Origin of the sequence: Nitrosospira sp. Nsp18 (genome assembly GCF_900103145.1) — a bacterium.
Lineage (GTDB): Bacteria > Pseudomonadota > Gammaproteobacteria > Burkholderiales > Nitrosomonadaceae > Nitrosospira.
Map to the genome: position 1 here is coordinate 23,133 of NZ_FMWY01000004.1, position 21,664 is coordinate 44,796.

Here is a 21,664-nt window from a genome sequence, read left to right on the forward strand (position 1 = left end):
TACTGCTGAGCTAGATTGTATGCTTTATGGTAGAGCTAAACAATTGGACCGAGGTACACCTGTCAGTGAGTATGGGTATTATGGAGTTGAGTATTGCTATGACCTGATGCTCATGTGGGTTTGTGGACAGCGAAATACATCGATCATCTCCTATCTACCGTTGACCTCAGAAGCGATATGGCGAATAGAGTTTATAATATCCGTTGCAAAATTGTGCATACCAGGACCGATTCAAAGGATGTCAGGACCGAGCAACTCCTGCCTTTCTCCCTAGAGCTGAACAGCTTTGGTTTGATGCCTTCAGAACTGCTTCTTCGATATCGAAGAAGCAGTATTTGATATGGCTAGATTAAAGTGTTTTGAGGTACTCCAGCAATGCTTTTTTCTCGTCAGCCGAAAGTGTAGTGCCAAATTCATGGCCACAGCGGCTGTTACCAGAATTTCGATCACTGCAATCCGTAGTCTCCAGCGTATAGTCGAACTTGGTCTGCTCGATCGCAAGGCCTACATTAACTGTATCGTAAGCCGGGCCGATCTTGAAGGAACTCACCCGTTCAGCTGCCGGTTTCAGCAACTCCGCGAGTGTGGGGACTGATCCATTGTGAAGATAGGGAGCAGCAGCCCAGATGCCCTCGAGGACGCGCGATTCATACGCGTAGGACGGTGTGGTAGCCGGTAGGGGCGCAATGAACGCATCCCGAAGAGATTCTGTTTCCGGCGGAAAAGGAGACTGGGCGCCCTTCATCCGAGCTTCGTCTTCGGTTTTCATAAGGACGGGAACGTAGTGCTGAAGGATGGAGCCGAGGACGGCTGTGCTCAGAACATTGAAGGCAGTATCGACGGGCTTTAGCGGCTGGGCGAGAAGCGGAATTTTCGCGCCGTCAAGCACACCCGTCTTGACGGTCCGGCCGAGAACCTCGTACTCCCTGGAATCCGTACCGACATCCATTACGGGTGTGGCCCAGGTTTTTTGGTTGGGAAATTGGGTTTTCCCCGGTTTGATGACATGGCAATCAGCGCAGCCACCCTGTCCTGTATTGCGTGCGAAGATCTCCTTGCCTTTATCGGCAAGTGCCTGATCTACCTTCCATGCCCATTTGGGAGGGCCTATTTTTTTTACCAAATTTTCCAACGCGCCCAGCCCCTGAAATTCAGCTGAGTTTTTGTGCAGGTAGTCGATCCCAAGCAGATGCCCCGCATCTTTCTTTGGACGAAAAATTCCAAACACGCCATAAACTTCTCCGAGATTCCTGGCAAGGCCAAGAATATCATTGCCATTGCTGGCGAAACCAGGCCATTGGGTCTTGTCCTGGATTGCGGCATTCCAGAGGAACGGATAGCGTACCGGCGCGATGGCTGGCTGAATGTTCTCGGGAATCATGCGGGTAGGCGAAGAACCGATATCGAGGCCGGCGAGGCGGTTGAAGATCATCGATACCGCGTCGAGCCGCGCCGGGCCCCAGGGCTGGGCAGGAAGCGATCGCTCAACCAAAGTGTGATAAGGCAAATACCAGGCCTTCACTGACTCCCGCAACGTCTCCTTGTTCTTTGCAGTCGCCGACGGGCCCAGTACAGCGTGCGCGAAGTCGGTGAATGCTTGTTTGTTTGCCAGGATGGCGCCTACGGCGTCATCGAGGTCAGCCAGGAAACGCTGGAAATCGACGATCCCTGGCCCACCGTCTATCAGATAGGGGGTGCCGTTAACCTCAATTTGTCGGGTATGGCAGGCGGAACAATTCATGCCAATTTCCTGTTCCTCGCTTCCGCTTGCAACGGTAAATCCGATAGGCAGTCCTGCCGGCTTGCTGGTTTTATTGGGCAAGTAGCCGTATCGGCTCAGGCTGTCAGCCATGAATGGCTCGCCGTTTGGTTGCTTCAATGAGGAGATCCAGCGTAGCGGCATGATACGCGACCCTTGGTCACGACTATAGAAATCCTTTCGATCGGAGGCTGTCCATTTCGTGCCCTGGTCCATGAGCACGGGTTCGGCGGCAGTTGAAGCCGAGGGCGCGAGCATGGCCACGGCGGATAGAATGCTGCCGATACAGGATAGAACTTTTATTTTCAAGATTTATCTCCCTCTGGATTAATGAATCGGGCATTTCATGGACCCGTCGCGTTCCTGCTGCCCGCTCCTGCTGCCCGCTCCTGCTGCCTCATGTCGCATGAAAGTTTTGAGTGTCAAATGTGACTACACCGACACTTAAATCCTTATGAGCGAGGGTCACAAGTTACCGACGAATTTCGGAAACCTCCCGGTTGAATGGATCAAGCTGACTTGGATGCCGGGTCGCCCCGGAATACCAAGCCAGTTGATGCCTGGCGGTACAATTGCGCAGTGCGCTCTTATTAATTATTGATTTTCGACTCCCTCGCCACGAGGGCGTAGGGGCTTGTCACCGCCTCCTTAACGGAGGGAAACTGGAAAATACTGTCGCCGGTGGAAGGTCTGAGGGTCCAGCTGCATGCTGCCCTGGCTGATCTGGAAATCAGAACTTAAAGAGATTGAAAGAAGTATGGAACAGGTGAAACAGGGGTAATCAGAAAAGAAGAAAGGGTTTCTTCTTGCTATTCAAGCTTTAGGTAATCACTTCTGTATGGGTTAAGTTGTTACAAGGCAGCCCGATCTACGCTTCACCGGAATGTGGATCAGCGTCGTGCTGCCTCTTGCTGCCTCTTGCTTCCGGCGACACGTCATATTTAGAGTTAAACCTTCTCCGCTGCTCCCACCTGTAATTTCTTACAGCTGTTTTTATCTGCAATTCTCGTGCCTAATAAATAACTGCCGCCTAAAGAAGGTTGTCGGTCACGTATTCTCAATTTATCGATGGCTGGGCTGCCGACACTTCGGCACTTCGTCTGGCTCAGGGAAACTCACCAATGCGCGTATGTTTTATTTCTCATTCCGCCGGGCGGTACGGTGCGGAATTGGCTTTGCTCGAGTTGCTGCAGGGGCTTCTTCGCTCGGGTGTCGAGGCCCTGGTATTGGTTCCCAAGAAGGGTCCGCTTCTGGACGAGCTTGACCGCCTAAACATTAAATGGCGAATCATCGGTTATCCAGTCTGGATGTCTCGCCCAAGAGCGCTTCCATATCGTGTAATGCGCCTCCTGAAAACAGCGCTCATGAGTATCCGCGTGGCCCAGGTAATTAAAAATTGGAATGCGGACGTTGTCTATACCAATACGGTGGTAACCGGGGTCGGCGCGTTCGCCGCGCGGCTTCTGCGCCTGCCGCACATCTGGCATTCGCATGAGTCCTTGCGCCATAATCCCAGCCAGAGATTCGATCTGGGCGAACCTGTTGTCTCGTATCTCATGGATCGTTTGTCCAATGCGATTATTGTCACTTCCCGGTCTGTCGGGGATGATTACAAACATCTCCGTAATGCGGACAAGATCCGCGTAATTTACCAGTCGGTTACCCCGCGCCCCAATGATGGGAATTCAACCAGCCTGGTCAAGGATCGAATATTTTTCCAGTGCGTCATTATCGGCTCCTTGCATCGATGGAAAGGCCAGCACCAGGCAATCTCTGCGCTTGCGGAACTGGTCGGCAAGAACATCAACGTTCATTTGTTGCTGGTGGGGGACGATGGAAAACGCTACCGCGCGGAACTGGTGAGGCAGGCAATGACCCTCGGCATCACCCGAAGGATAAAATTTTACGGCTATGCCGAAGATCCGATGCCCCTCATACATAACGCCGATGTCGTGCTTGTGTGTTCCCGATGGGAGGCCTTCGGCCGGGTGGCGGTGGAAGCGATGCTTGCAGGAAAGCCCGTCATAGGAAGCGCCAGGGGGGCAACAGCCGAGATCATTCAGCACGGCGAGACCGGCCTTCTCTATGAATGGGAAAATGTAAAAGAGCTGGCTGAACGAATACAGTTTCTGCACGACAACCCGAAGGAGAGCCTCAGCATCGGGCGTGCTGCCCAACAATGGGCAGCGAACAGGTTTACGCAGGAGCGATATGCACGGGAGGTTCTTGAGATACTGTCAGAGGTGACTTCAAACCGCTCCGGCCCCAAAGTCACGCGTTTGCCGCAGAATAAAATTCTGGATGCCGTAGCGGAGGCAAAAATCCAGTCAGGCACATCCGGCCGGGAATGATCTCAAACAGGGGAAACAGTCGGGCGGGATTATTTCTACCTTATTTCTGCCCTAAGCCTTCTACCCTGAGCCTTCTACGTTGAACCGCTTGAAAATGAATATTTAATTGACGAAATATGTTTTTTAACGAGCGCCCGGTATGGTTTGGGCAATAAACGCTTATAGCGTTTGGCCATTGTGTCTGTCACCCATGCCCAGACGCGGTAGCGCAACGTTAAATACAAGAAGTTCTCTGGAAGATGCCGCCAAACCTGATAACGGTTCAAGATCAAATCGCCCAGGCGTATTCTTAACGGATGCGATAGCAGGATCTGTTCAGGGTGGCCGGCGTTAACAGGATAAGGGGGCGTGAGGATTTTCCGCGTGGAAAAATACCGGTTAATCACTTTGGCTGGATCATCGCCAAAGTAGCGCGGGTGGCTGACCCACAGGTTCGGCCTCATGTCAGCCTCGAAAAAATATAGCTTTTGATCCAGATCGGACCGGATGGAACTGATATTTACGAAACCATCGGCTCCTAATGCCCTCCCCAGTAACCCGAGATCCTCAAAAACTTTTTCGTCCAATTGAGAAAGTTGTATATATCGCCTGACTGAGGTGGGTCCGAATTTGTATTTGTATTTTTCCGGTGTCGAGCAGGCAAAATGAATAAGGTTGCCATTTTGATAAAAAGCCTCCATGGACACTTCGACGCCTTTTATCCTCTTTTGCACCAGGACCGGATAGGTCTTTATGTTGGTTATCAAATTATCAAATCCGTCGTCGCCTGAACTCTCAAATATTCCCTTGCCACCCGAGGATGAATCGAGTTTGATAATGACGGGATGGCCCAATTCCCTTACCGCATTTTTCAGTTCATGTTCGTCATTGGCGATCCGGAAATCAGGCGTTAGAACCCCACTTCTTTTAAAAGCTTGGGATAAGCCAATTTTAGAAAAAATATGTGCAAAGTGCTTCTCCGACAAAACCGGAAGCAACGCTAATTTTTCTTCCGTGGACAGATCGGAATTCAATATTTTTCCTAATGTGGGATCGTCTCCGATAACAACTAACGTGTATTCTTTTTTTATCTTTTCCGAGGCGATTTTCACGAAGAGATCATTTTTTTCAGCAAGGAAATAATCTCGTATTGATCTGTTTTTTTTAAAAAAAGCATTGGTCGAAATCACATCCACGGTAAATCCGGCCCGTGTTAATAAGCCCAGTACCATCATCATCAGTTCTGGCCAGTATCCGCCAATTAAAAGCACTTCAAGCTTATGCATTCTTTTACTACCTGTGTAAGGGGTGCCTGGGGCGGGATCAAGCCCTCGGTATTAGCGGGGTCCAAAAGCCAAGTGGGACATCAAGGCTAGTCGCGGATTCTAATCCTTCGTTTGGCCCTAACAAGCTGTATGTTCCTACAGCTATTTTTCCAGTCCTATTCCCAAGTAAAAAATGCGCTTGCACCTGGTCTTTAAGAAAAACTCTGCATTTCACCATCCCGGAATAAGAGATGGCAGTAACATAAGGAAGCGAAAGCGCTCGCGGCGATCGGTGTTAAAGAGATTGATATTTGAATTTCTATCGCTATCATGAATTAGCGACGCTAGATAAGGAGATAATGATGCGCGAATACAAGATCACATTTCATCCGCTCGACCCATCCGAGGCCCCGGCCGGTCCGATCACTGTTATGGCACAATGGCTGGATGAAGCAATCGACCTGGCGGTGGAGAGACTGAAGGTTGACTATCCAGACCGGTCACACGATCTTAACGATTACAAACCTCTTCCACACGCGACATGGCGCGAGCTTCTCGAATAGCATGATCGGTGGGAAATCTGTAATTGGTTCAATGAATCGACCGAGCGGCAATACGACCGCCAGGAAGAATTAGCGTGGGTCCAGTGAAGCGAAACGCCATGAGCGGGAATACGACCGGGACCGCCAGCAGGACCATGAACCGGGCTATTAAATTTTGAAAGGAGAAGTATGAAAGCTGTCGTAACAGTTTTGCTAGTGGCCTCTTTGTTTGCGGGTTGTGCTAGCACACCCGAGTATGAGCAGACTTCAAAGAAATTAAATGATGGGATGCACTATTTCATCAAGACTAATTATAAACCTTGTCAAATAAGTCGGGATTGGGCGATCAGAACATTAACGAACCGGGCTAATAAGATTTGTAAATCACAATACATACTTATTAATGAGCAAACGCCGGTGATTTTGCAACCGATCGAAGCGGAATCTGCAACCAGGGAGCTTTTATGGGAAATAAAATGTAAGGATGCTACCTGATACTTAACTTGTCGCGCCTTGGCAATTGAACTATCGCAATTTAACCATCGGGTTTCAGCGTTGGCACTCATGGTTAGCCGGATGTCGCGGTGCGAATATAAAAAAGTCCGACAGCTGTGTAGCAGAGTAATGAAGGCCTGCAGGTGCAGCTGAAGCGCAGCCAATCTGGAAGGCTTTAGCTTCCCGTAATCGTTATTTTTCCTATCCGGAGACTCAATGGAAAAGCAGCTTACTCCCGAAAATATTTTGCAGACCGGCATGGCCTTCTGGCCAGCAAAAACTTTGCTATGTGCTGTGGAGATAGGGGTTTTCACGGAACTGGCGCAAGGCTCGGCGAGCCTTGCTTCACTTCAAGAACGGCTGGGCCTGCATCCTCGCGCGTCGCGTGATTTTCTTGATACCCTCGTAGCGCTTGGCTTCTTGAAACGGGAGGGCGACCGTTACAGCAATACGCCGGAAACGGACCTGTATTTCGACCGGAAGAAACCCTCATACATTGGCGGCATCCTTGAGATGGCAAACCGACGCCTCTACCCGATCTGGAACAACTTGACTGAAGCGCTTCGTACCGGTCAACCGCAAAACGAATGCAAGAATAACGAAGCGGATCTCTTCGAGACTCTTTATGCCGATGCTGCAGGCTTGAGCGAGTTTCTTAGGGCCATGACCGGCATCAGCCACGCGTCCAATACGGTTATCGCGAGCTCTTTCCCATGGCAAAGGTACCAGACCTTCGTCGATATCGGTACCGCACAGGGGGACCTCGCTGTGCAGATCGCGCTTGTGAACCCTCACTTGCGCGGCCTGGGATTCGACCGTACGGAAGTTGAACCGGTCTTTCAGCAGTATGCCGTGGCGACAGGTGTCGCGGACCGGGTCGTGTTCTTATCTGGCGATTTTTTTAAGGATGACCTGCCCAAGGCAGACGTCGTGCTGATGGGGCATATCCTGCATGACTGGGACCTGCCCACAAAAAAAATGCTCATCCGCAAGGCGTATGCTGCGCTTCCCGCGGGCGGTGCGCTCATCGTTTATGATTCCATCATCGACGATGACCGTTCAAAGAATGCATTTGGATTAATGATGAGCCTGAACATGCTGCTGGAGACGCCAGGAGGCTTCGATTATACGGGCGCCGATTGCAAAGGATGGATGGAGGAAGCCGGCTTTTCCGCCACGCGTGTAGAGCCGTTGACCGGAGCGGACTCGATGGTGGTCGGGATCAAATAAACCGTTACCTCCGGCCGAGCCAATATCGGGCAGCCCATCCGGGGGGCGCACTAGCGAGCAGCTCACTGGCTTTTATACACACGGGCTTTCGGCGGAACAAGCGCGCCATGATTGGCCCGCAGTCCACGGAAAAACTCTTCGATATAAGGTATGAGCTCGAACGTAAGGATGACCGCCATAATGGAAACCACATAGGTTGCCGGCAATGGCTCCTCCTTCCAGTTGAGGTCGAAGCGAGCCGTTTCGGAGCCGAAGCCGAAGAGCGCCTGGAACTGACCCCAATGAAGCGAGACAATAAACAGGATCGCCATTAGCGGGATCATCTCCAGGAAACTGTGGATATGCTGTTCGATAGGCGTCACATTCCGCGCCGTGACCGCATAACTGACGTCCCAAAGTGCGGTGGCCTCATGGACGAAGAAAGCGGCAATCATGAGGGCGATGATGCCGGCGTTTATCTGCAGGAAGATCGCGGCAAGCAATGGCACGCCGATCTCGGCAAACATGAGGAGGTGGAGCATCGATTCCTTGGCGCCGGTCGTCGTCTCGATATGCGAGGCGCGATGGCACAGCCAGTCGGCGCAACCTGCGAGCAACCAGACGGGCAGGATGAAGTACATCAGTATCAGAACCGAAGGATCGTTCAGCATGATGCTTTTCCTCACTTTGGTCGAGCGCTGGGACATGCACCTGCAATTCTGTTTAATCATCCCGCCAGGTTCGATCCCTTATCCATACGCCGGGACTCGCTCTTGTACTGGCAGGTGTTGGCAGGAGTGATTGTTACGTTTGACAATAGCTCCTTCAGCTCGGTTCAGAGAGCCGATCGGCGAAAATAATCCCGCGAAGCCAAAGCGGCACCGAAAAGAAAGGCATTTACAGGGCAGATATTCGATAAGCCATCGTCATCCGGCCACACAATTACCTGCTCATGACTCCGGTCCGGCCATGGCTTCCACATTCCGTTTCAGAGTAATTCCACATGGTTCTTCAAAAAAGTCCGCTTCTGGCTATCCGGAAAAATAATTGTAACCATCTCATCTGTGCTACTGAGGACCTGACCTTTTCCCACTTTTGGAACCTTGACCGTCGCGCCCGCAGGGAACGAGGGCGTTGACGCAGGCTTCGCTTCCGCGCTTGCCTCTTGATTGGAAGTGGACAGCGGCAACAACGCTTTTTCCGGCGGGTTCACGCAATTATCGCAATGCCCGCAGCGGTCCCAGTTGACTTCCTCATTGAAATACTCCAGCAGAACCTTCCAGCGGCAAAATCCGCTCTGTGCATAAAAAACCATGCGTTCCAGCGCCTGCCGGTCATGGCCGCCTTTCCTTCCCGCGGCCTCGGCAAGCTGAACCAGGTCTTCGGTTTTGGCATCTTTTTTCTCCAGGTGATAGCCCAGTTGCTTGTCCCGCCTGACTATGCCGCCCTCTTCCAGAAGCTGTAGTATCACCTGGAGCCTCCGAACCGAAAGATGGCCGGTTTGCTCACGCAACTGCTCGAACTCAACCGTTTCTTGCTCCACCAGGAGCTTTTGTATTGCTTTATATATCTGGTGCAATTCCTCTCGTCCAGGATGATGGCGTGCCAGAAAAAACTGCTGTATCCGCTTGTCCTGGACGTCATAAAGCAGCGTGCATGCCGCCGTTTTTCCATCGCGGCCGGCGCGGCCGGACTCCTGATAATATGCTTCCAGATTCCCGGGCATCTGGAAGTGCACCACAAACCGGATATCAGGCTTGTCGATTCCCATGCCGAATGCGCTGGTCGCCACCATGATCCTGCTTCGGCCTTCCATGAATTCTTCCTGGTTCTCGCTGCGTTTTTTTCTTGAAAGGCGCCCGTGGTAGAGCGCAACGCTGGCGCCCGTCGCCTGAAGCGCGGCCATCACTTCCTCTGCCGCTTTTACGGTGGAGGTATAAATGATTCCGCTTTCCTCGCTCTCCTGGATCAGGCTTTGCAACTTCTTCAGTTTTTCTTCTACGCTCGTGGCATGTATCACCCGATATTGCAGGTTTGGCCGATAAATGCCTGTGTTGACAATATGCATGGGGCTGCGCCCAAGCTGCTGCGCAATATCGTCGATCACCTCGGGTGTGGCCGTGGCGGTCAGGGCAAGCACAGGCGGGTTGCCCAATGCCTTGATCACATCTCCCAACCCGAGATAAGCCGGACGGAAGTCATGGCCCCATTGCGAAATACAATGGGCTTCATCCACAACAAAGAGGTTTATGGCGATGTGTTGCAGGTTGGCGATAAAATCCGGATTGGACAGGCGTTCGGGTGTGACGAATACGACTTCGCTCTGCGACCTGCGAATGTTTTGCAGCGTCTCCGACTCTTCATGTGCATTAAGCGTGCTGTTGACCTGTGCCGCGTCGACCCCGACCTCTTCAAGTTTCTCGGCCTGATCTTTCATCAGCGAAATCAAGGGAGACACGACAATGGCGGTGCCTGGCAAGTTTAAGGCGGGGAGTTGGTAGCAAAGGGATTTACCGCTGCCCGTTGGCATTACCGCAAGCGTATCTCGCCCATCCAGCACACTCTGAATGACTTCCTTCTGACCGGGTCTCAGATGATGCAGCCCGAATACTTCGTGCAGGCTTTCCTCCAGACTGCTCTGGTCCGGTAGCGAATCATCCATGCCGGAAACTTCGGTTTCCATCGCCTCGTTTGCCTTCATGATTACTAAAAGATACTCTACCTAAAAATTATTTGTGCATTTTCATTCACCACGACGCCCACCCTCTCTATATTGGCGATCCAGTGTTCACTTTCATAAAAAAGGGGAAATGTTTTGACCGACTACCTGAAGCCTATAGGCGCACAAGCATAAAAGCGCTGATGCATATCCTGTAAAGCTCTTGTGTTGGCGCCAATACGCTTTATTTTTCCGACAAAATTTTTACGCTGCTTATGCGCTTGAGAATGCACGCATACCCATCAATGAGGTCCATCCTTACATGAAACGCTATACCATAGAGCAGTTCATGGCGACTATTTCCATAGCCGGCGCCTCGTTCAGCGCTGACGAGAAGCGTATTCTTTTCAGCAGCAATGCATCAGGTATTTTCAATGCTTATACGCTACCGGTAGAGGGGGGCAAGCCAGAGCCTCTGACCCGGTCCGCATCAGACAGTACATTTTCCGTCAGCTTTTTTCCCCACGATGACCGGGTGCTTTTTACCAGGGACCAAGGTGGCGATGAAAATTATCATCTTTTTCTGCTTGCTCCGGATGGATCGGAAAAAGATCTGACGCCGGGACACGGGCTCAAGGCGCAATTCATGGGGTGGAGGCCGGATGGAAGCGCGTTTTTTGTTTCCAGCAATGAACGTGATCCCAGGTTTTTCGATCTGTATCGCTATGATGCCGCGACTTATGCTCGCGTTTTAATATACAGGAACGAGGAAGGATTCGACCTTGGCCCCATCAGCCGCGATGAGCGATGGATTGCACTGAACAGGGCCAATACCACTTCCGATAGCGATATTTACCTGTTCGATGCCGCCCGGCAACAGGTAAAACACCTGACCCCGCATGAGGGCGCCATTAGCTTGCAAGCCGAGACTTTTGACCCGGTGTCGCAAAAACTATTTTTTCTCACCAATGAGGGAAGCGAGTTCAAGCGTTTGTGCACCTATGACTTGACCACCGGCGTGGTCAGAGATCATGAAAGCGCCGATTGGAATGTGATCAGCACCTATTTCTCCCGGAATGGACGGTTTCGGGTTACCGCCATCAATCAGGACGGCAGTGTGGTGGTTCGGATTGTGGAGATAATGGCGGGTGAGGGCACAGAAGAGGTAGAGAAACCCTTGGCTCTCCCGGCACTGCCTGAGGGAGAAATCCGGGGCGTCGTTTTTTCGCAGAGTGGCGCCCGGATGGCGTTCTATGTGAATGGAGACCGCTCTCCTGATAACCTGTTCGTCCACGATTTCAATACGGGGCAGTTTCAGCAGCTCACCCAGAGCTTGAGCAAAGAAATCGACCCCTTGGACTTGGTGGAGGCGCAGGTGGTCCGTTTCAGGTCTTTCGATGGAATGATAATACCGTCCATCTATTACAAGCCGCACGAAGCCTCCGCGGCAAACAAGGTGCCCGCCATTATTTATGTCCATGGCGGCCCCGGCGGGCAGACGATGCGCGGATATAACGCGCAGATCCAGTATCTCGCAAACCACGGCTATGCGGTGCTGGGGATCAACAACCGTGGCAGTTCGGGATATGGCAAAACTTTTTTTACCGCCGCTAATCGCAAGCACGGGCGCGAGCCCCTGTGGGACTGTATAGAGGCCAAGACCTTTCTCGCGAGCCTCGGCTACATTGACCATGAACGCATCGGCATCATGGGTGCGAGCTATGGCGGTTATATGACGCTTTCAGCGTTGGCATTTCGTCCCGAGGCTTTTAAAGTGGGCGTTGATATTTTTGGAGTGAGCAACTGGCTGCGAACGCTGGCAAGCATACCTCTCTACTGGGAATCGGTCCGTAAAGCGATTTATGATGAGATCGGCGATCCTGTGAATGACATCGATATCCTCGTTGCAACCTCGCCGCTTTTTCACGCCAGGGAAATAAGAAAGCCTTTAATGGTTATCCAGGGCGCCAACGATCCTCGCGTGGTCAAAGCGGAGAGCGATGAGATCGTGGAAGCTGTCAAAAAAAATAATGTCCCGGTGGAATATATCGTTTTTCCGGATGAAGGCCACAGCTTCACAAAGAAAAAGAATCAGATCGAGGCCAACCGCCGAATACTGGAGTTTCTGGACAAGTATCTGAAAGGGAATGATGTAGCAAAAGACGGAGAATAGGCGAGATAACCGAACTCCGCGTTTTGTATACTGCCGAGCAAACGGCAAGAGCCGATCAGTTCAAGTGCAAGCCCCGTCCTTGGAGTCAGTGTCCAGTTCAAGATTATTCCGTTGGCCGTTCAGCTTGGGATTTTTCGGCAACCAGGCAACGCGAGTATTTTCGCACCGGCGAAACTGGCCAATTCACCTTTGAGTTTGGTCAGGGTTACCAGCGATCTCAAGCGAAATCTTCTCTGCCAAGACTTCGATAAGCCGGTTTTTGCCAGCGGTGCGATAAATAGCTCGCGGCTAGCGATGCCACCAATCGCCAGTTCAGGTTAAGTACAGCGGCCAAGGCATATAACCGTTGCGGGCTGTTGTCACGTCACGGTTGGGATGCCACCCGAGAAATTAGCCGTAGTTGCTTCCGTCCGCGCAAATCCGCACAAGATTCGAATTAGACATCCGTTAATAACTGAGCCACTTTAGATAACAAGTCCACGCGCAGCAGGCAGCCTGGCGGAGCCAGAGCAAAACCGAAGGAGATCAATGACAATTCGGAAAATGAGTTACATATTTTATCTTGTGACAGGGGTGCTTATTTCCCTGCTTACCCTACTTATTGCGCTTCGCTTCCTGGAGCGCTGGGAACTGGATAATGCGCAAAATGTTCGCTATGCCTCCTTCCTTGTCGCCGATGAGTTGCGTCAGTCTTCCGATGACCTGACGCGCATGGCGCGTGCCTATGTCGCCACAGGCAACCCGAAGTTTGAAAGAATGTACTTTGACGTACTTGCAATCCGCGAGGGTGACGAAGAGCGCCCGCTGCACTATGATCGCGGTTACTGGGACCTTGCAGTCGGTGATGCAGGCTTCCAGCCTGGACCAGGACGCAAGATTTCCCTAAGATTGAAAATGGAAGAGCTCGGATTGACGGCGGCAGAGCTTGCAAAACTCGAGAAAGCTAAAAGTAGTTCAGACCTGTTGATGGAACAGGAGCGCAGGGCATTTGATGCAATGAAAGGGCTGTTTCAGGGTCCAGTCGGTGAGTTTAACGTGAAGGGCACGCCTGATCCTGAGTTCGCCCGCGGCCTCTTGCATGACGAGAACTACCATGTTGCGAAGGCGGAGATCGTGCGGGTAGTGAACGAATTCGATGATCTGCTCGACGAGCGCACGCTCCATGCCGTGGTTACCGTCGAGCGTCGATCTACTCTTTATGCGTACGGCATCTTTTTGACACTCGCCTTTTTCATGGTTTGGCTCGCTCTTTCGTATCGGGTCGTGCGGCGAAAAGTACAAAGTCTCGTGCAGCTCGAAGATGAGACGCGGAATATCAAAGACGTGGACCAAGCCGTTCAGTTCCAGATTGACTCAAATGACGAGATCGGCAGTCTTTCCCGTGCCTTTACTGCCGCTCAAACTGAACGAGACCGTTACTTTAATCAATCTCTCAACTTTCTTGCCATCTGCGGCTTCGATGGTTACTTCAAACGATTGAACGTAGCCTGGGCCAAGGTTTTTGGCTATCCACCGGAGGAACTGCTGTCTCGGCCGTTCATAGACTTCGTCTTCTCCGGTTCACTTGCAGATACTACGGAAGAGCTGGATAAGCTCATGACCGGCATTCCCGTTTCCTTTGAAAGCCGGATGTGCTGCAAGGATGGCTCCTCCCGCTGGGTTTTATGGAACGTGGCTACAATATCGGATGTGCGGGAATTTTACTTTTCGGGCCAGGATATTACAGCGAGGAAGAATATCGAGATAGAGTTGCAGAAAGCTCGAAAAGCAGCAGAGGCGGCGAACCGTGCCAAGAGCGAGTTTCTTGCAAATATGAGCCATGAAATCCGTACGCCCATGAATGGCGTGCTCGGCACCGTCGGCCTGCTTTTGAATACGTCACTAACGTCGGCACAGCGGGAATTGGCGGGGTTGGCACGCGCCAGCGGCGAGACACTCCTGACCATTATCAATGACGTTCTTGATTTTTCAAAGATTGAGGCAGGAAAACTTGTCATTTCGCCCGCTCCATTTGACCTGCTTCAGGCCGTTGAAGAGGTGGCGGGCATGATTGCCATGCAGCCGACAAGAAAGAAAGATGTAAATGTAATAGTGCGTTATCCGCCGGATGTGCCGCGCCATGTATTTGGCGATCTGGGGCGTATCCGCCAAATACTGACTAATTTGGCCAACAATGCCATCAAGTTTACTGACGAGGGTCACGTACTCATCGATGTGGAGGCCGACGAGCTCGGCGAAGACGAGGTCTCGCTCCGTATAAGCGTGGAGGACAGTGGACTCGGCATCGCGGCAGATAAACTGGAGAGCCTGTTCGACAAATTCACGCAGGCCGATAATACCACTACACGACGTTACGGAGGTACCGGTCTCGGCTTGGCTATCAGCAAGCAATTGGTTAAGTTGATGGGCGGCACCATCGCTGCGAAGAGCCGGGTTGGCGTTGGATCGACCTTCTGGTTTACTCTGCGCCTGCCTTTACAGAGAGAGCAGCCGGTCGACACGAGACCGCATGTTGAGCTTGCACGTGTTCGTGTGTTGATTGTGGACGATAACTCAGCTAACCGTTTGGTGCTGCAAGAGCAACTCCGCGTCTGGAAGATGCGCATTGGCAGTTGCGTATCAGGTGTGGAAGCACTCCGGGCGTTGCGCGAGGCTCATGCCGCGGGTGATCCGTATCAGATCGCGATCCTTGATTATCAAATGCCGGAGATGGATGGAGAAATGCTAGGCCAAGTCATCAAGGCGGATCCGTTGCTCCAAAATATACAATTGGTGATGCTCAGTTCACTAGGACAAGAAGGCGATATCAGGGAGCGGCTCAAGAAGGTCGGTTTTGCGGCCTATCTGGTCAAGCCAGCGCGTCAATCAGAGCTGTTGTCGACCCTGGAGAGTATCTGGGACGCACATTGTCACCAGCGATCTACAAATCTCATCAGTAGTCAGTCTTCCCTCCCTGACATCTACGAGACACAGACGGCCCACAGCCTGGACCGCCCATTTACTGGCACGAGTGTGCTGCTTGCAGAGGATAACGCTACTAACCAGATTGTCGGAGCAATGATACTGCGGAATCTGGGCTGTAATGTAGATGTCGCTGCCAGTGGTCGGGAAGCAATGCAGATGGTAGAGGCATTTTTCTATCATATTGTATTTATGGATTGTGAAATGCCCGAGATGGACGGTTTTGAAACCACTGCTGCGATTCGTCGCCGGCCCGACCGTAAATCGAGGCTCCCCATCGTTGCGGTAACGGCGCAGGCAATGCAGGGCGATAAAGAACGGTGTCTGCTCGCAGGCATGGACGATTACATCAGTAAACCGGTAAGGCAAGAAGATTTTGCCGCAGCATTGACACGTTGGGTACCTAGTAAAGACGTGCAAGATAAGGGTGAAGCCAAACAGCACATAACAAGGGGCGATGAAAAGACGGGCAACGCCAATGCGCCTGACTGCCCTCCATTTCCAGTTTCCTCATCTCTCTCTTGCATCTCCTCCGCATTGAATCCGGTAGTCATTGCCCGCTTGCATGCATTGGCAGAAGCGACGGAGCCATCTTTGATCGGGCAGATATTCACGTCGTTCCTGAGCGATGGCGCCGAACGCCTCGACAAGCTGCAAAATGCTCTCGATGGAAACGATCCTGAACTTCTGCGCAAGACCGCCCACACTCTCAAAGGCGCCAGTGCGAATATCGGTGCACATCACATGGCAGATATTGCTCAACAACTGGAACTCTTGGGTCAAGCGGGCAGCATGAGTGGAGCTGCGGTTTTGATAGAACAAATCGAAGGCGAATTTGAACGTGTTAAGAGCGAGATTGCGGAGTCTGGTATAAATTGCCCGCCGTTCTCAGATACGGATCAATCATGAAAATACTCATTGCGGAAGACGATACCACCTCACGCCTTTTGTTCAGCGCTACCCTCAGAAAATTAGGGCATACCGTAACGGCTGTAGAGGATGGGCACGAGGCTTGGAAAGCCTGGCAACAGGGCGAGTATCCTCTACTCATATCTGATTGGATGATGCCGAATATTGATGGTTTGCAGTTGTGCAGGATGATTCGTGGAGAACCTGGCCTGCAATATACCTACGTTATTCTTCTCACGTCGCTGGACAGCAAGGGCAGCTATCTTGAAGGCATGGACGCAGGCGCCGATGATTTCATTACCAAACCATTCGATGAAGAACAGCTGGCAGCCCGGCTACGAGTCGCCGAACGGATACTGGGCTTACACAACAGGCTGCATATCCAGGCAACGCATGACCATCTGACCGGCGTATGGAATCGAGGCGCAATCATGGCTTATCTTCAAAAGGAGCTGGAACGGGGATCGCGCCAAGGTACCTGTATAAGCCTTATCGTAGCGGACCTCGATCACTTCAAGCGAGTCAACGATACTTACGGGCATCCGGCAGGTGACGAGGTATTGCAAGAGGCGGCCCGACGCATGGGACTAGCGTTGCGTGGTTATGACCGTATCGGACGCTATGGAGGTGAAGAGTTTCTGATCACAGCATTGGGTGGTGACGGCAGTCAGGCTGAAGCTCTCGCCGAAAGAATCTGTTGTTCTATCAGAGCAGAGCCTGTTAATAGTCGGTTCGGAAAAATCCCCATGACTGTGAGCTTGGGCGTCGCTACGGGCTATGGACAAAGCGAAGATGCGGGCATGCTCATCTCAGCCGCCGATGAGGCACTTTATCGAGCAAAAAAGGCCGGGCGTAATCGGGTTGAAACGTCAACCCGGAAGGTTTGATCAAGATCCAACCCATCAATGAAGCGAACTTGCAGCCGATAATCGTCAAACGGTCCTGCGGGCATTTGTTGACGCCCCTACCGCTCACACAATCATTCAAGTCATCAGATAACTATTCTCTTCCACTTCCTACCGGCGCCGAACCGGCGCCTCGCTGTCGCCAAAAAATTCTCGTATCAGGAAATCCTCCAGTCCCTTGCTGTCTTCCAGGCGCGACGATAGGACAACGACCCGGTCGAGGCGGTATGACTCCCAATTGAAGTCGCCTTTGTGATACTCACGGATCAGTTCGATCATTTTCCGGACGACAGCACGTTGAATGTCTCCACCGGGTCCGGCATCCACTTCGATCAACTCCCGCCGCGGGACACTGCTATCCTTTTTCCAGGCACGAAACAGAAACTGTGCGTTGCGCGGTCCCATTCTTATGATTTGGAATATTCCGCTTGCGCCCGGTTCTTTAAGGTTGCGCATGACGTTCGCCATCCTGAGCTCTTCCGCGGAAGGTTCGCGCTCGATAGCTTCCGGTTCCTTGGGCTCATCCTCAAAGATTCCTCCCGCACGGCGGCGTTCCCGCGCTTCATTCATATAGGCCAGCATATCTTTCGGCTGCGCTGAATCTGGAGCTGTCTTTGCCGCTGATGAGCTATCCGCTCTGGCCTCGCTTTTTGCGGTTCCTTTTTCAGCGAGACGCTTCACCGGTTCCGCTTTTTCAGCGCCCAGGCGAGGCTGTGGGGGAGGCTTAGGCTGTGGCTGAGGCTTTACCGGGGTGGGAATTTTGGTGCTCTTCTGCGGGACCGGCAATGGCTTTTGCGCTGGTTTTTCTTCAGGCAGTTCTACAAAGCTTGCTTCGATGGGTGGTGGAGTTTCGGTTTCGCCCTCTGAAGACGCGAAAAGAAATCCGAATGCCCAGATGATGATCACCCAAATGATGACCGCTAGCGGGACGGGCCACCAGAATTGGACTTCCTTCGGCCTGGACTTCAGTGTCAGCATGTATTACTGGTGCTTAACCGCAATCAAAAAGTGCTGCGCGCCAGCGGATCGGGCTCGCAACATCGCCTGCACGACAATACCCTGCGGCGCATCGTTATCTGCGGATACCACCAGTTTCTGTTCGGAATCCTCGAGTAGCGGCCTCAGCGTATCGGCCAGTGTTTCCAGGGTAACAGACGTTTGGTTGATGAATATTTTGCTGTCGCTCGTCAGCGTCAGCGTTACAGGCGCCTTGGTACGGAGTTTTTCGGCTTTCCCCTGGGGCAGATTCACCTGCAGGGAATCCAGATTTTGCATCGACAATGACGCTAGCATGAATGTGGCAAGCAGGAAGAACATCACGTCGATCATGGGGATGATCTCGATTCGGCCTTTGCGATAAACCCTTGGTTTACGCAGCTTCATTGTCGCCCTCCTGGTCCAGGCGGATATGGTCGATCAGGCGCGTGCCCAGACGCTCCATCTCATCCATCGTCTGTGATTGCAAACCAGAGAAGTAATTGAATCCAAACAGGGAAATCAGCGCGATTATCAGGCCGACCACAGTCGCAATAAGCGCTTCAGCCACCCCACCCGTCACTGCGGTTGGATTGACGACGCCCTCGCCGCCGATGATCTGGAATGCGCGCATCATGCCGATAACCGTCCCCACGAGTCCGAGCAAGGGTGCGGCGGTAACGGTGGTTTCCAGAAACCATAGCCTGCGGGCAAGAGATTTTTCTATCAGTTGGGCTTCATCCGCGGCCCGGGATTCGGTCCACCAGGATGGCCGGTGGCGATTGCTGATTACGACCTCGAAAAATCGCTTGTAATAGTGACGCTCATCCAGGCCCGAAAGTATTTTTTCAAGGTCGTGCCATTCGAAGCCATAGGTTTCAACAAGGTTCAGCAGATCGTGCGAGAGACGGGCATAACGCCAATAGACAAATCCCTTCTCCAGCATGATGGCCAGAGCGATGATCGCCAGCAGAGACAACGGCAAAATAGTAAATCCGCCGACTTTTAGCGCGGTCCAGGTTGCTTGTAGTTCTTGCATGTTTATCTCCGAACGGGTGATATGTCCGCTTGTTAAATAGAATGGATTATAAGATGAAGACCGATACCGTTTTCGGTAAGATGGCTTGAGCGAAGCGCAACGGTCATGAGATATGAAGGATTGTGGCTACGGGTGACGGCTTATACCTTACTCTTCCTGGAAAAGCACTTATTCTCGCTTATTGTAGTTAGAAAATCATTTTCGCTCATTGTTGATGTGCATTTATCGATGTGGGATCATGAGCGCCATTTTCTTCCTCCTGAGGGAGGATTCTGGTCAGACTCTCGAACTGATTCTCACCTGCCAAGCTGTAAAATCTTACAGCTATTCACACGGCTTGTTTTAAGGTTTCATAGTACTGTTATTTCTCGGGGTTATTATCTGAGCCAACCAGGTTTCCAGGCAGCTCCGGATTTTCTTAATGATATTTCCATACAAAAGCCGGGCAAGAAGTGTTGCAGGCGCTTCGCAGATCCCATGTGGCACAGCCGACGCTATGCAAATACAGAATGCGTACACCAGACTTTCCGATAACCTCGATCAAAGTTTGACCGGGATTTGTCTTTTTGATGCTCAGACCTTGCATTTTCACTATCTGAATAAGGGTGCACGGCGCAATCTGGGCTATGACATGGATAGGCTGCCCATGATGACGCTATTTGACATTCAACCGGAACTGGACGAAGCGTCGTTCCGAACCATGATCAGTCCACTTGTAAATGGGGAGAAAGAGGCTCTGGTTTTCGAAACGATGCACTTGCGTGCCGACGGTACCCTTTACCCAGCCGAAGTCCACCTACAATGGGTTACGCAATCAGATTGCAGAGAATTTCTTGCAATTATGCTGGATATTACGAGTCGCCGCCGTGCCCAGCTAGCGTTGCAGGAAAATGAGGCGCGTTTTCGAATCATTGCCAATACGATCCCAACACTCTCATGGATATTGGAAACCGAGGGATCGAGATCCTGGCACAACCAGCGCTGGTATGACTACACAGGCACAACGCCGGAAGAAATGAAAGGTTGGGGCTGGCGCAGGGTGCATGATCCAGCGCTACTGCCTGTTGTAATAGAAAAATGGAACGAAGCAGTCTCCGCCGGGCAGGCGTTTGCCATGGAAGTTTCCCTACTTGGCGCGGATGGGCAATACAGGATATTCCTGACACGGGCGGAGCCGTTAAAGGATGCGAAAGGCCAGTGATGCAATGGCTTGGTACCAATACCGACGTAAACGATCAGAGATCGGAGAAGAAAGCGCGGCGCGCAACCGAAAAGCAGCTTCAGGTGGTGATGGAGAGCATGAGTGAAGGTCTTGTGATCTCCGATTCAAGCGGAAAATTACTGCATTGGAATCCGGCAGCACTGAGGATGCATGACATCAGTAATGCGGAAGAGGTCTTGACCAATCTACGCAGCTTTGCACGGCTCTATGAGTTATCCACTGTTGAGGGTGCCGTTTTGCCTATCGAACACCGGCCGTTAGCGCGCATTCTCGGGGGCGAGCAGCTGCATGATCTGGAGTTGCGTGTCAGGCGCCTGGATAGAGAATGGACGCGTATCTTCAGTTATTCCGGCGCAATTTTGCAGTGTGGCGATGACAAAGACCTGGCGTTTATGATGATCAAGGATATTACCGAACGTAAATATGCGGAAGAAGCGCTGCGGGATGCCAAGGTAAACCTCGAGCATAAAGTAAATGAGCGTACTGCTCAGCTCGTGGCCAAGAGCAAAGAGTTGGAAAATTTTTGTTATTCGGTATCGCATGATCTCAGGGCGCCCCTTCGCGGGATAGCAGGCTACAGCCGTCTTCTGTTTGAAAGTTATCACGAGTGTCTTGATGAGGAAGGCCGCGGTTTTCTGAAGAATATAGGTGTGGCAACAACGCACATGAGTAGTTTAATTGAAGATTTGCTCTCTTATTCAAAGCTTGAACGGCGAAAACTATCTACAACGGCCGTCAGGCTTTCCAGCTTCCTGCCCCAGCTATTGGACCAGTTCAAGGACAGCATTGAAAATGCGCGTCTAACGGTCAAAGTCGACGATTTGCGCATTAGCGCCGATCCGGATGGTCTCGCAATTGCATTGCGTAACCTGATCGATAACGCGCTCAAGTTTTCCAGGTTTGCCCCTGAACCGGCTATCGAAATTCTTGCTCAGCCTGCCGATGGCTACTGCATCCTCTCGGTTCGGGATAATGGAATTGGATTCGACATGCGTTTTTACCACAAGATTTTTGAAATATTCCAGCGCCTCCATCGAGCCGAAGATTACCCCGGAACGGGTATCGGACTTGCGATGGTACACAAGGCCATGGAACGGATGGGAGGACGCGTCTGGGCGGAAAGCGAGCTGGGCGGCGGCGCGGTTTTTTATCTCAAATTACCTCTATACAGTACCCCTACAGCAGTGATTCCGGCAGTTTCTGCGTCCGGTTAGCAACAAC

At 51.9% G+C, this 21,664-nt stretch carries 16 protein-coding genes; 9 read left to right on the forward strand and 7 right to left on the reverse strand.

Features of this window, described 5'->3' with window-relative positions:
* Positions 1-349: 349 nt before the first annotated feature.
* Positions 350-2,068 carry a di-heme-cytochrome C peroxidase gene (locus tag BLS94_RS02700; protein ID WP_218124725.1) on the reverse strand — a complete coding sequence of 573 codons (1,719 nt, stop codon included), beginning with the start codon at positions 2,066-2,068 and terminating at the stop codon, positions 350-352.
* A gap of 812 nt (positions 2,069-2,880) precedes the next feature.
* On the opposite strand from BLS94_RS02700, the gene BLS94_RS02705 reads away from it, so the two are divergent.
* Positions 2,881-4,110, forward strand: coding sequence for a glycosyltransferase family 4 protein (locus BLS94_RS02705; RefSeq protein WP_090957673.1), 1,230 nt, complete (start codon positions 2,881-2,883; stop codon positions 4,108-4,110).
* A 74-nt stretch (positions 4,111-4,184) separates the two neighbouring features.
* Here the strand turns inward: BLS94_RS02705 and BLS94_RS02710 are convergent, their stop codons facing one another.
* Complete coding sequence (locus BLS94_RS02710; RefSeq protein ID WP_090957674.1) at positions 4,185-5,375, reverse strand: ATP-grasp domain-containing protein; 1,191 nt, start codon at positions 5,373-5,375, stop codon at positions 4,185-4,187.
* A gap of 338 nt (positions 5,376-5,713) precedes the next feature.
* Here BLS94_RS02710 and BLS94_RS02715 point away from each other — a divergent pair, with 338 nt between their 5' ends.
* From BLS94_RS02715 to BLS94_RS02725, 3 genes are all read left to right on the forward strand, one after another.
* The gene (locus BLS94_RS02715) at positions 5,714-5,917 is read left to right on the forward strand and encodes a hypothetical protein (RefSeq protein ID WP_143021636.1); all 204 of its coding nucleotides are present in this window, start codon (positions 5,714-5,716) and stop codon (positions 5,915-5,917) included.
* 168 nt (positions 5,918-6,085) lie between these two features.
* Positions 6,086-6,391: a hypothetical protein gene (locus BLS94_RS02720; protein ID WP_090957676.1), complete on the forward strand. Its 306-nt coding sequence runs from the start codon at positions 6,086-6,088 to the stop codon at positions 6,389-6,391.
* A gap of 216 nt (positions 6,392-6,607) precedes the next feature.
* The gene (locus BLS94_RS02725; protein ID WP_176767770.1) at positions 6,608-7,621 is read left to right on the forward strand and encodes a methyltransferase; all 1,014 of its coding nucleotides are present in this window, start codon (positions 6,608-6,610) and stop codon (positions 7,619-7,621) included.
* A gap of 62 nt (positions 7,622-7,683) precedes the next feature.
* On the opposite strand, the gene BLS94_RS02730 is transcribed toward BLS94_RS02725, so the two are convergent.
* Positions 7,684-8,271 (reverse strand): diguanylate cyclase, encoded by a 588-nt coding sequence (locus BLS94_RS02730; protein ID WP_090957677.1) that lies wholly within the window; start codon positions 8,269-8,271, stop codon positions 7,684-7,686.
* A gap of 317 nt (positions 8,272-8,588) precedes the next feature.
* Complete coding sequence (locus BLS94_RS02735) at positions 8,589-10,283, reverse strand: RecQ family ATP-dependent DNA helicase (protein WP_256325256.1); 1,695 nt, start codon at positions 10,281-10,283, stop codon at positions 8,589-8,591.
* A gap of 298 nt (positions 10,284-10,581) precedes the next feature.
* Here BLS94_RS02735 and BLS94_RS02740 point away from each other — a divergent pair, with 298 nt between their 5' ends.
* From BLS94_RS02740 to BLS94_RS02755, 3 genes are all read left to right on the forward strand, one after another.
* A complete protein-coding gene (locus BLS94_RS02740; RefSeq protein ID WP_090957679.1) occupies positions 10,582-12,432 on the forward strand; it encodes a S9 family peptidase in 1,851 nt (616 codons plus the stop codon).
* A 528-nt stretch (positions 12,433-12,960) separates the two neighbouring features.
* Positions 12,961-16,302, forward strand: coding sequence for a hybrid sensor histidine kinase/response regulator (locus BLS94_RS02750; protein WP_090957681.1), 3,342 nt, complete (start codon positions 12,961-12,963; stop codon positions 16,300-16,302).
* On the forward strand, positions 16,299-17,189 hold the full coding sequence (locus tag BLS94_RS02755; protein WP_090957682.1) for a GGDEF domain-containing response regulator: 891 nt from the start codon (positions 16,299-16,301) through the stop codon (positions 17,187-17,189). Before BLS94_RS02750 ends, BLS94_RS02755 begins: the two co-directional genes overlap by 4 nt.
* A 129-nt stretch (positions 17,190-17,318) precedes the next feature.
* On the opposite strand, the gene BLS94_RS02760 is transcribed toward BLS94_RS02755, so the two are convergent.
* From BLS94_RS02760 to BLS94_RS02770, 3 genes are read right to left on the reverse strand one after another with little or no spacing between them, the layout of a single operon-like run.
* Positions 17,319-18,185 (reverse strand): hypothetical protein, encoded by an 867-nt coding sequence (locus tag BLS94_RS02760; protein WP_090957683.1) that lies wholly within the window; start codon positions 18,183-18,185, stop codon positions 17,319-17,321.
* A 3-nt stretch (positions 18,186-18,188) separates the two neighbouring features.
* Positions 18,189-18,590, reverse strand: coding sequence for an ExbD/TolR family protein (locus BLS94_RS02765; RefSeq protein ID WP_025041929.1), 402 nt, complete (start codon positions 18,588-18,590; stop codon positions 18,189-18,191).
* Entirely contained in the window at positions 18,577-19,221 is a 645-nt protein-coding gene (locus BLS94_RS02770) for a MotA/TolQ/ExbB proton channel family protein (protein ID WP_072767271.1), read from the reverse strand. The genes BLS94_RS02765 and BLS94_RS02770 overlap by 14 nt, the downstream gene beginning before the upstream one ends.
* A gap of 496 nt (positions 19,222-19,717) precedes the next feature.
* On the opposite strand from BLS94_RS02770, the gene BLS94_RS15165 reads away from it, so the two are divergent.
* Complete coding sequence (locus BLS94_RS15165) at positions 19,718-20,422, forward strand: PAS domain-containing protein (RefSeq protein ID WP_256325257.1); 705 nt, start codon at positions 19,718-19,720, stop codon at positions 20,420-20,422.
* On the forward strand, positions 20,422-21,657 hold the full coding sequence (locus BLS94_RS15170) for a sensor histidine kinase (RefSeq protein WP_256325258.1): 1,236 nt from the start codon (positions 20,422-20,424) through the stop codon (positions 21,655-21,657). The genes BLS94_RS15165 and BLS94_RS15170 overlap by 1 nt, the downstream gene beginning before the upstream one ends.
* Positions 21,658-21,664: the final 7 nt, after the last annotated feature.

What these genes read in the sequence shown, in the direction of transcription:
- BLS94_RS02750 (WP_090957681.1), top strand. Translation starts at nt 12,961, where the DNA reads ATGACAATTCGGAAAATGAGTTACATATTTTATCTTGTGACAGGGGTG.
- BLS94_RS02770 (WP_072767271.1), bottom strand. Translation starts at nt 19,221, where the DNA reads ATGCAAGAACTACAAGCAACCTGGACCGCGCTAAAAGTCGGCGGATTT.
- BLS94_RS15170 (WP_256325258.1), top strand. Translation starts at nt 20,422, where the DNA reads ATGCAATGGCTTGGTACCAATACCGACGTAAACGATCAGAGATCGGAG.
- BLS94_RS02735 (WP_256325256.1), bottom strand. Translation starts at nt 10,283, where the DNA reads ATGGAAACCGAAGTTTCCGGCATGGATGATTCGCTACCGGACCAGAGC.
- BLS94_RS02705 (WP_090957673.1), top strand. Translation starts at nt 2,881, where the DNA reads ATGCGCGTATGTTTTATTTCTCATTCCGCCGGGCGGTACGGTGCGGAA.
- BLS94_RS15165 (WP_256325257.1), top strand. Translation starts at nt 19,718, where the DNA reads ATGCAAATACAGAATGCGTACACCAGACTTTCCGATAACCTCGATCAA.
- BLS94_RS02715 (WP_143021636.1), top strand. Translation starts at nt 5,714, where the DNA reads ATGATGCGCGAATACAAGATCACATTTCATCCGCTCGACCCATCCGAG.
- BLS94_RS02720 (WP_090957676.1), top strand. Translation starts at nt 6,086, where the DNA reads ATGAAAGCTGTCGTAACAGTTTTGCTAGTGGCCTCTTTGTTTGCGGGT.
- BLS94_RS02710 (WP_090957674.1), bottom strand. Translation starts at nt 5,375, where the DNA reads ATGCATAAGCTTGAAGTGCTTTTAATTGGCGGATACTGGCCAGAACTG.
- BLS94_RS02725 (WP_176767770.1), top strand. Translation starts at nt 6,608, where the DNA reads ATGGAAAAGCAGCTTACTCCCGAAAATATTTTGCAGACCGGCATGGCC.
- BLS94_RS02740 (WP_090957679.1), top strand. Translation starts at nt 10,582, where the DNA reads ATGAAACGCTATACCATAGAGCAGTTCATGGCGACTATTTCCATAGCC.
- BLS94_RS02760 (WP_090957683.1), bottom strand. Translation starts at nt 18,185, where the DNA reads ATGCTGACACTGAAGTCCAGGCCGAAGGAAGTCCAATTCTGGTGGCCC.
- BLS94_RS02755 (WP_090957682.1), top strand. Translation starts at nt 16,299, where the DNA reads ATGAAAATACTCATTGCGGAAGACGATACCACCTCACGCCTTTTGTTC.
- BLS94_RS02730 (WP_090957677.1), bottom strand. Translation starts at nt 8,271, where the DNA reads ATGCTGAACGATCCTTCGGTTCTGATACTGATGTACTTCATCCTGCCC.
- BLS94_RS02765 (WP_025041929.1), bottom strand. Translation starts at nt 18,590, where the DNA reads ATGAAGCTGCGTAAACCAAGGGTTTATCGCAAAGGCCGAATCGAGATC.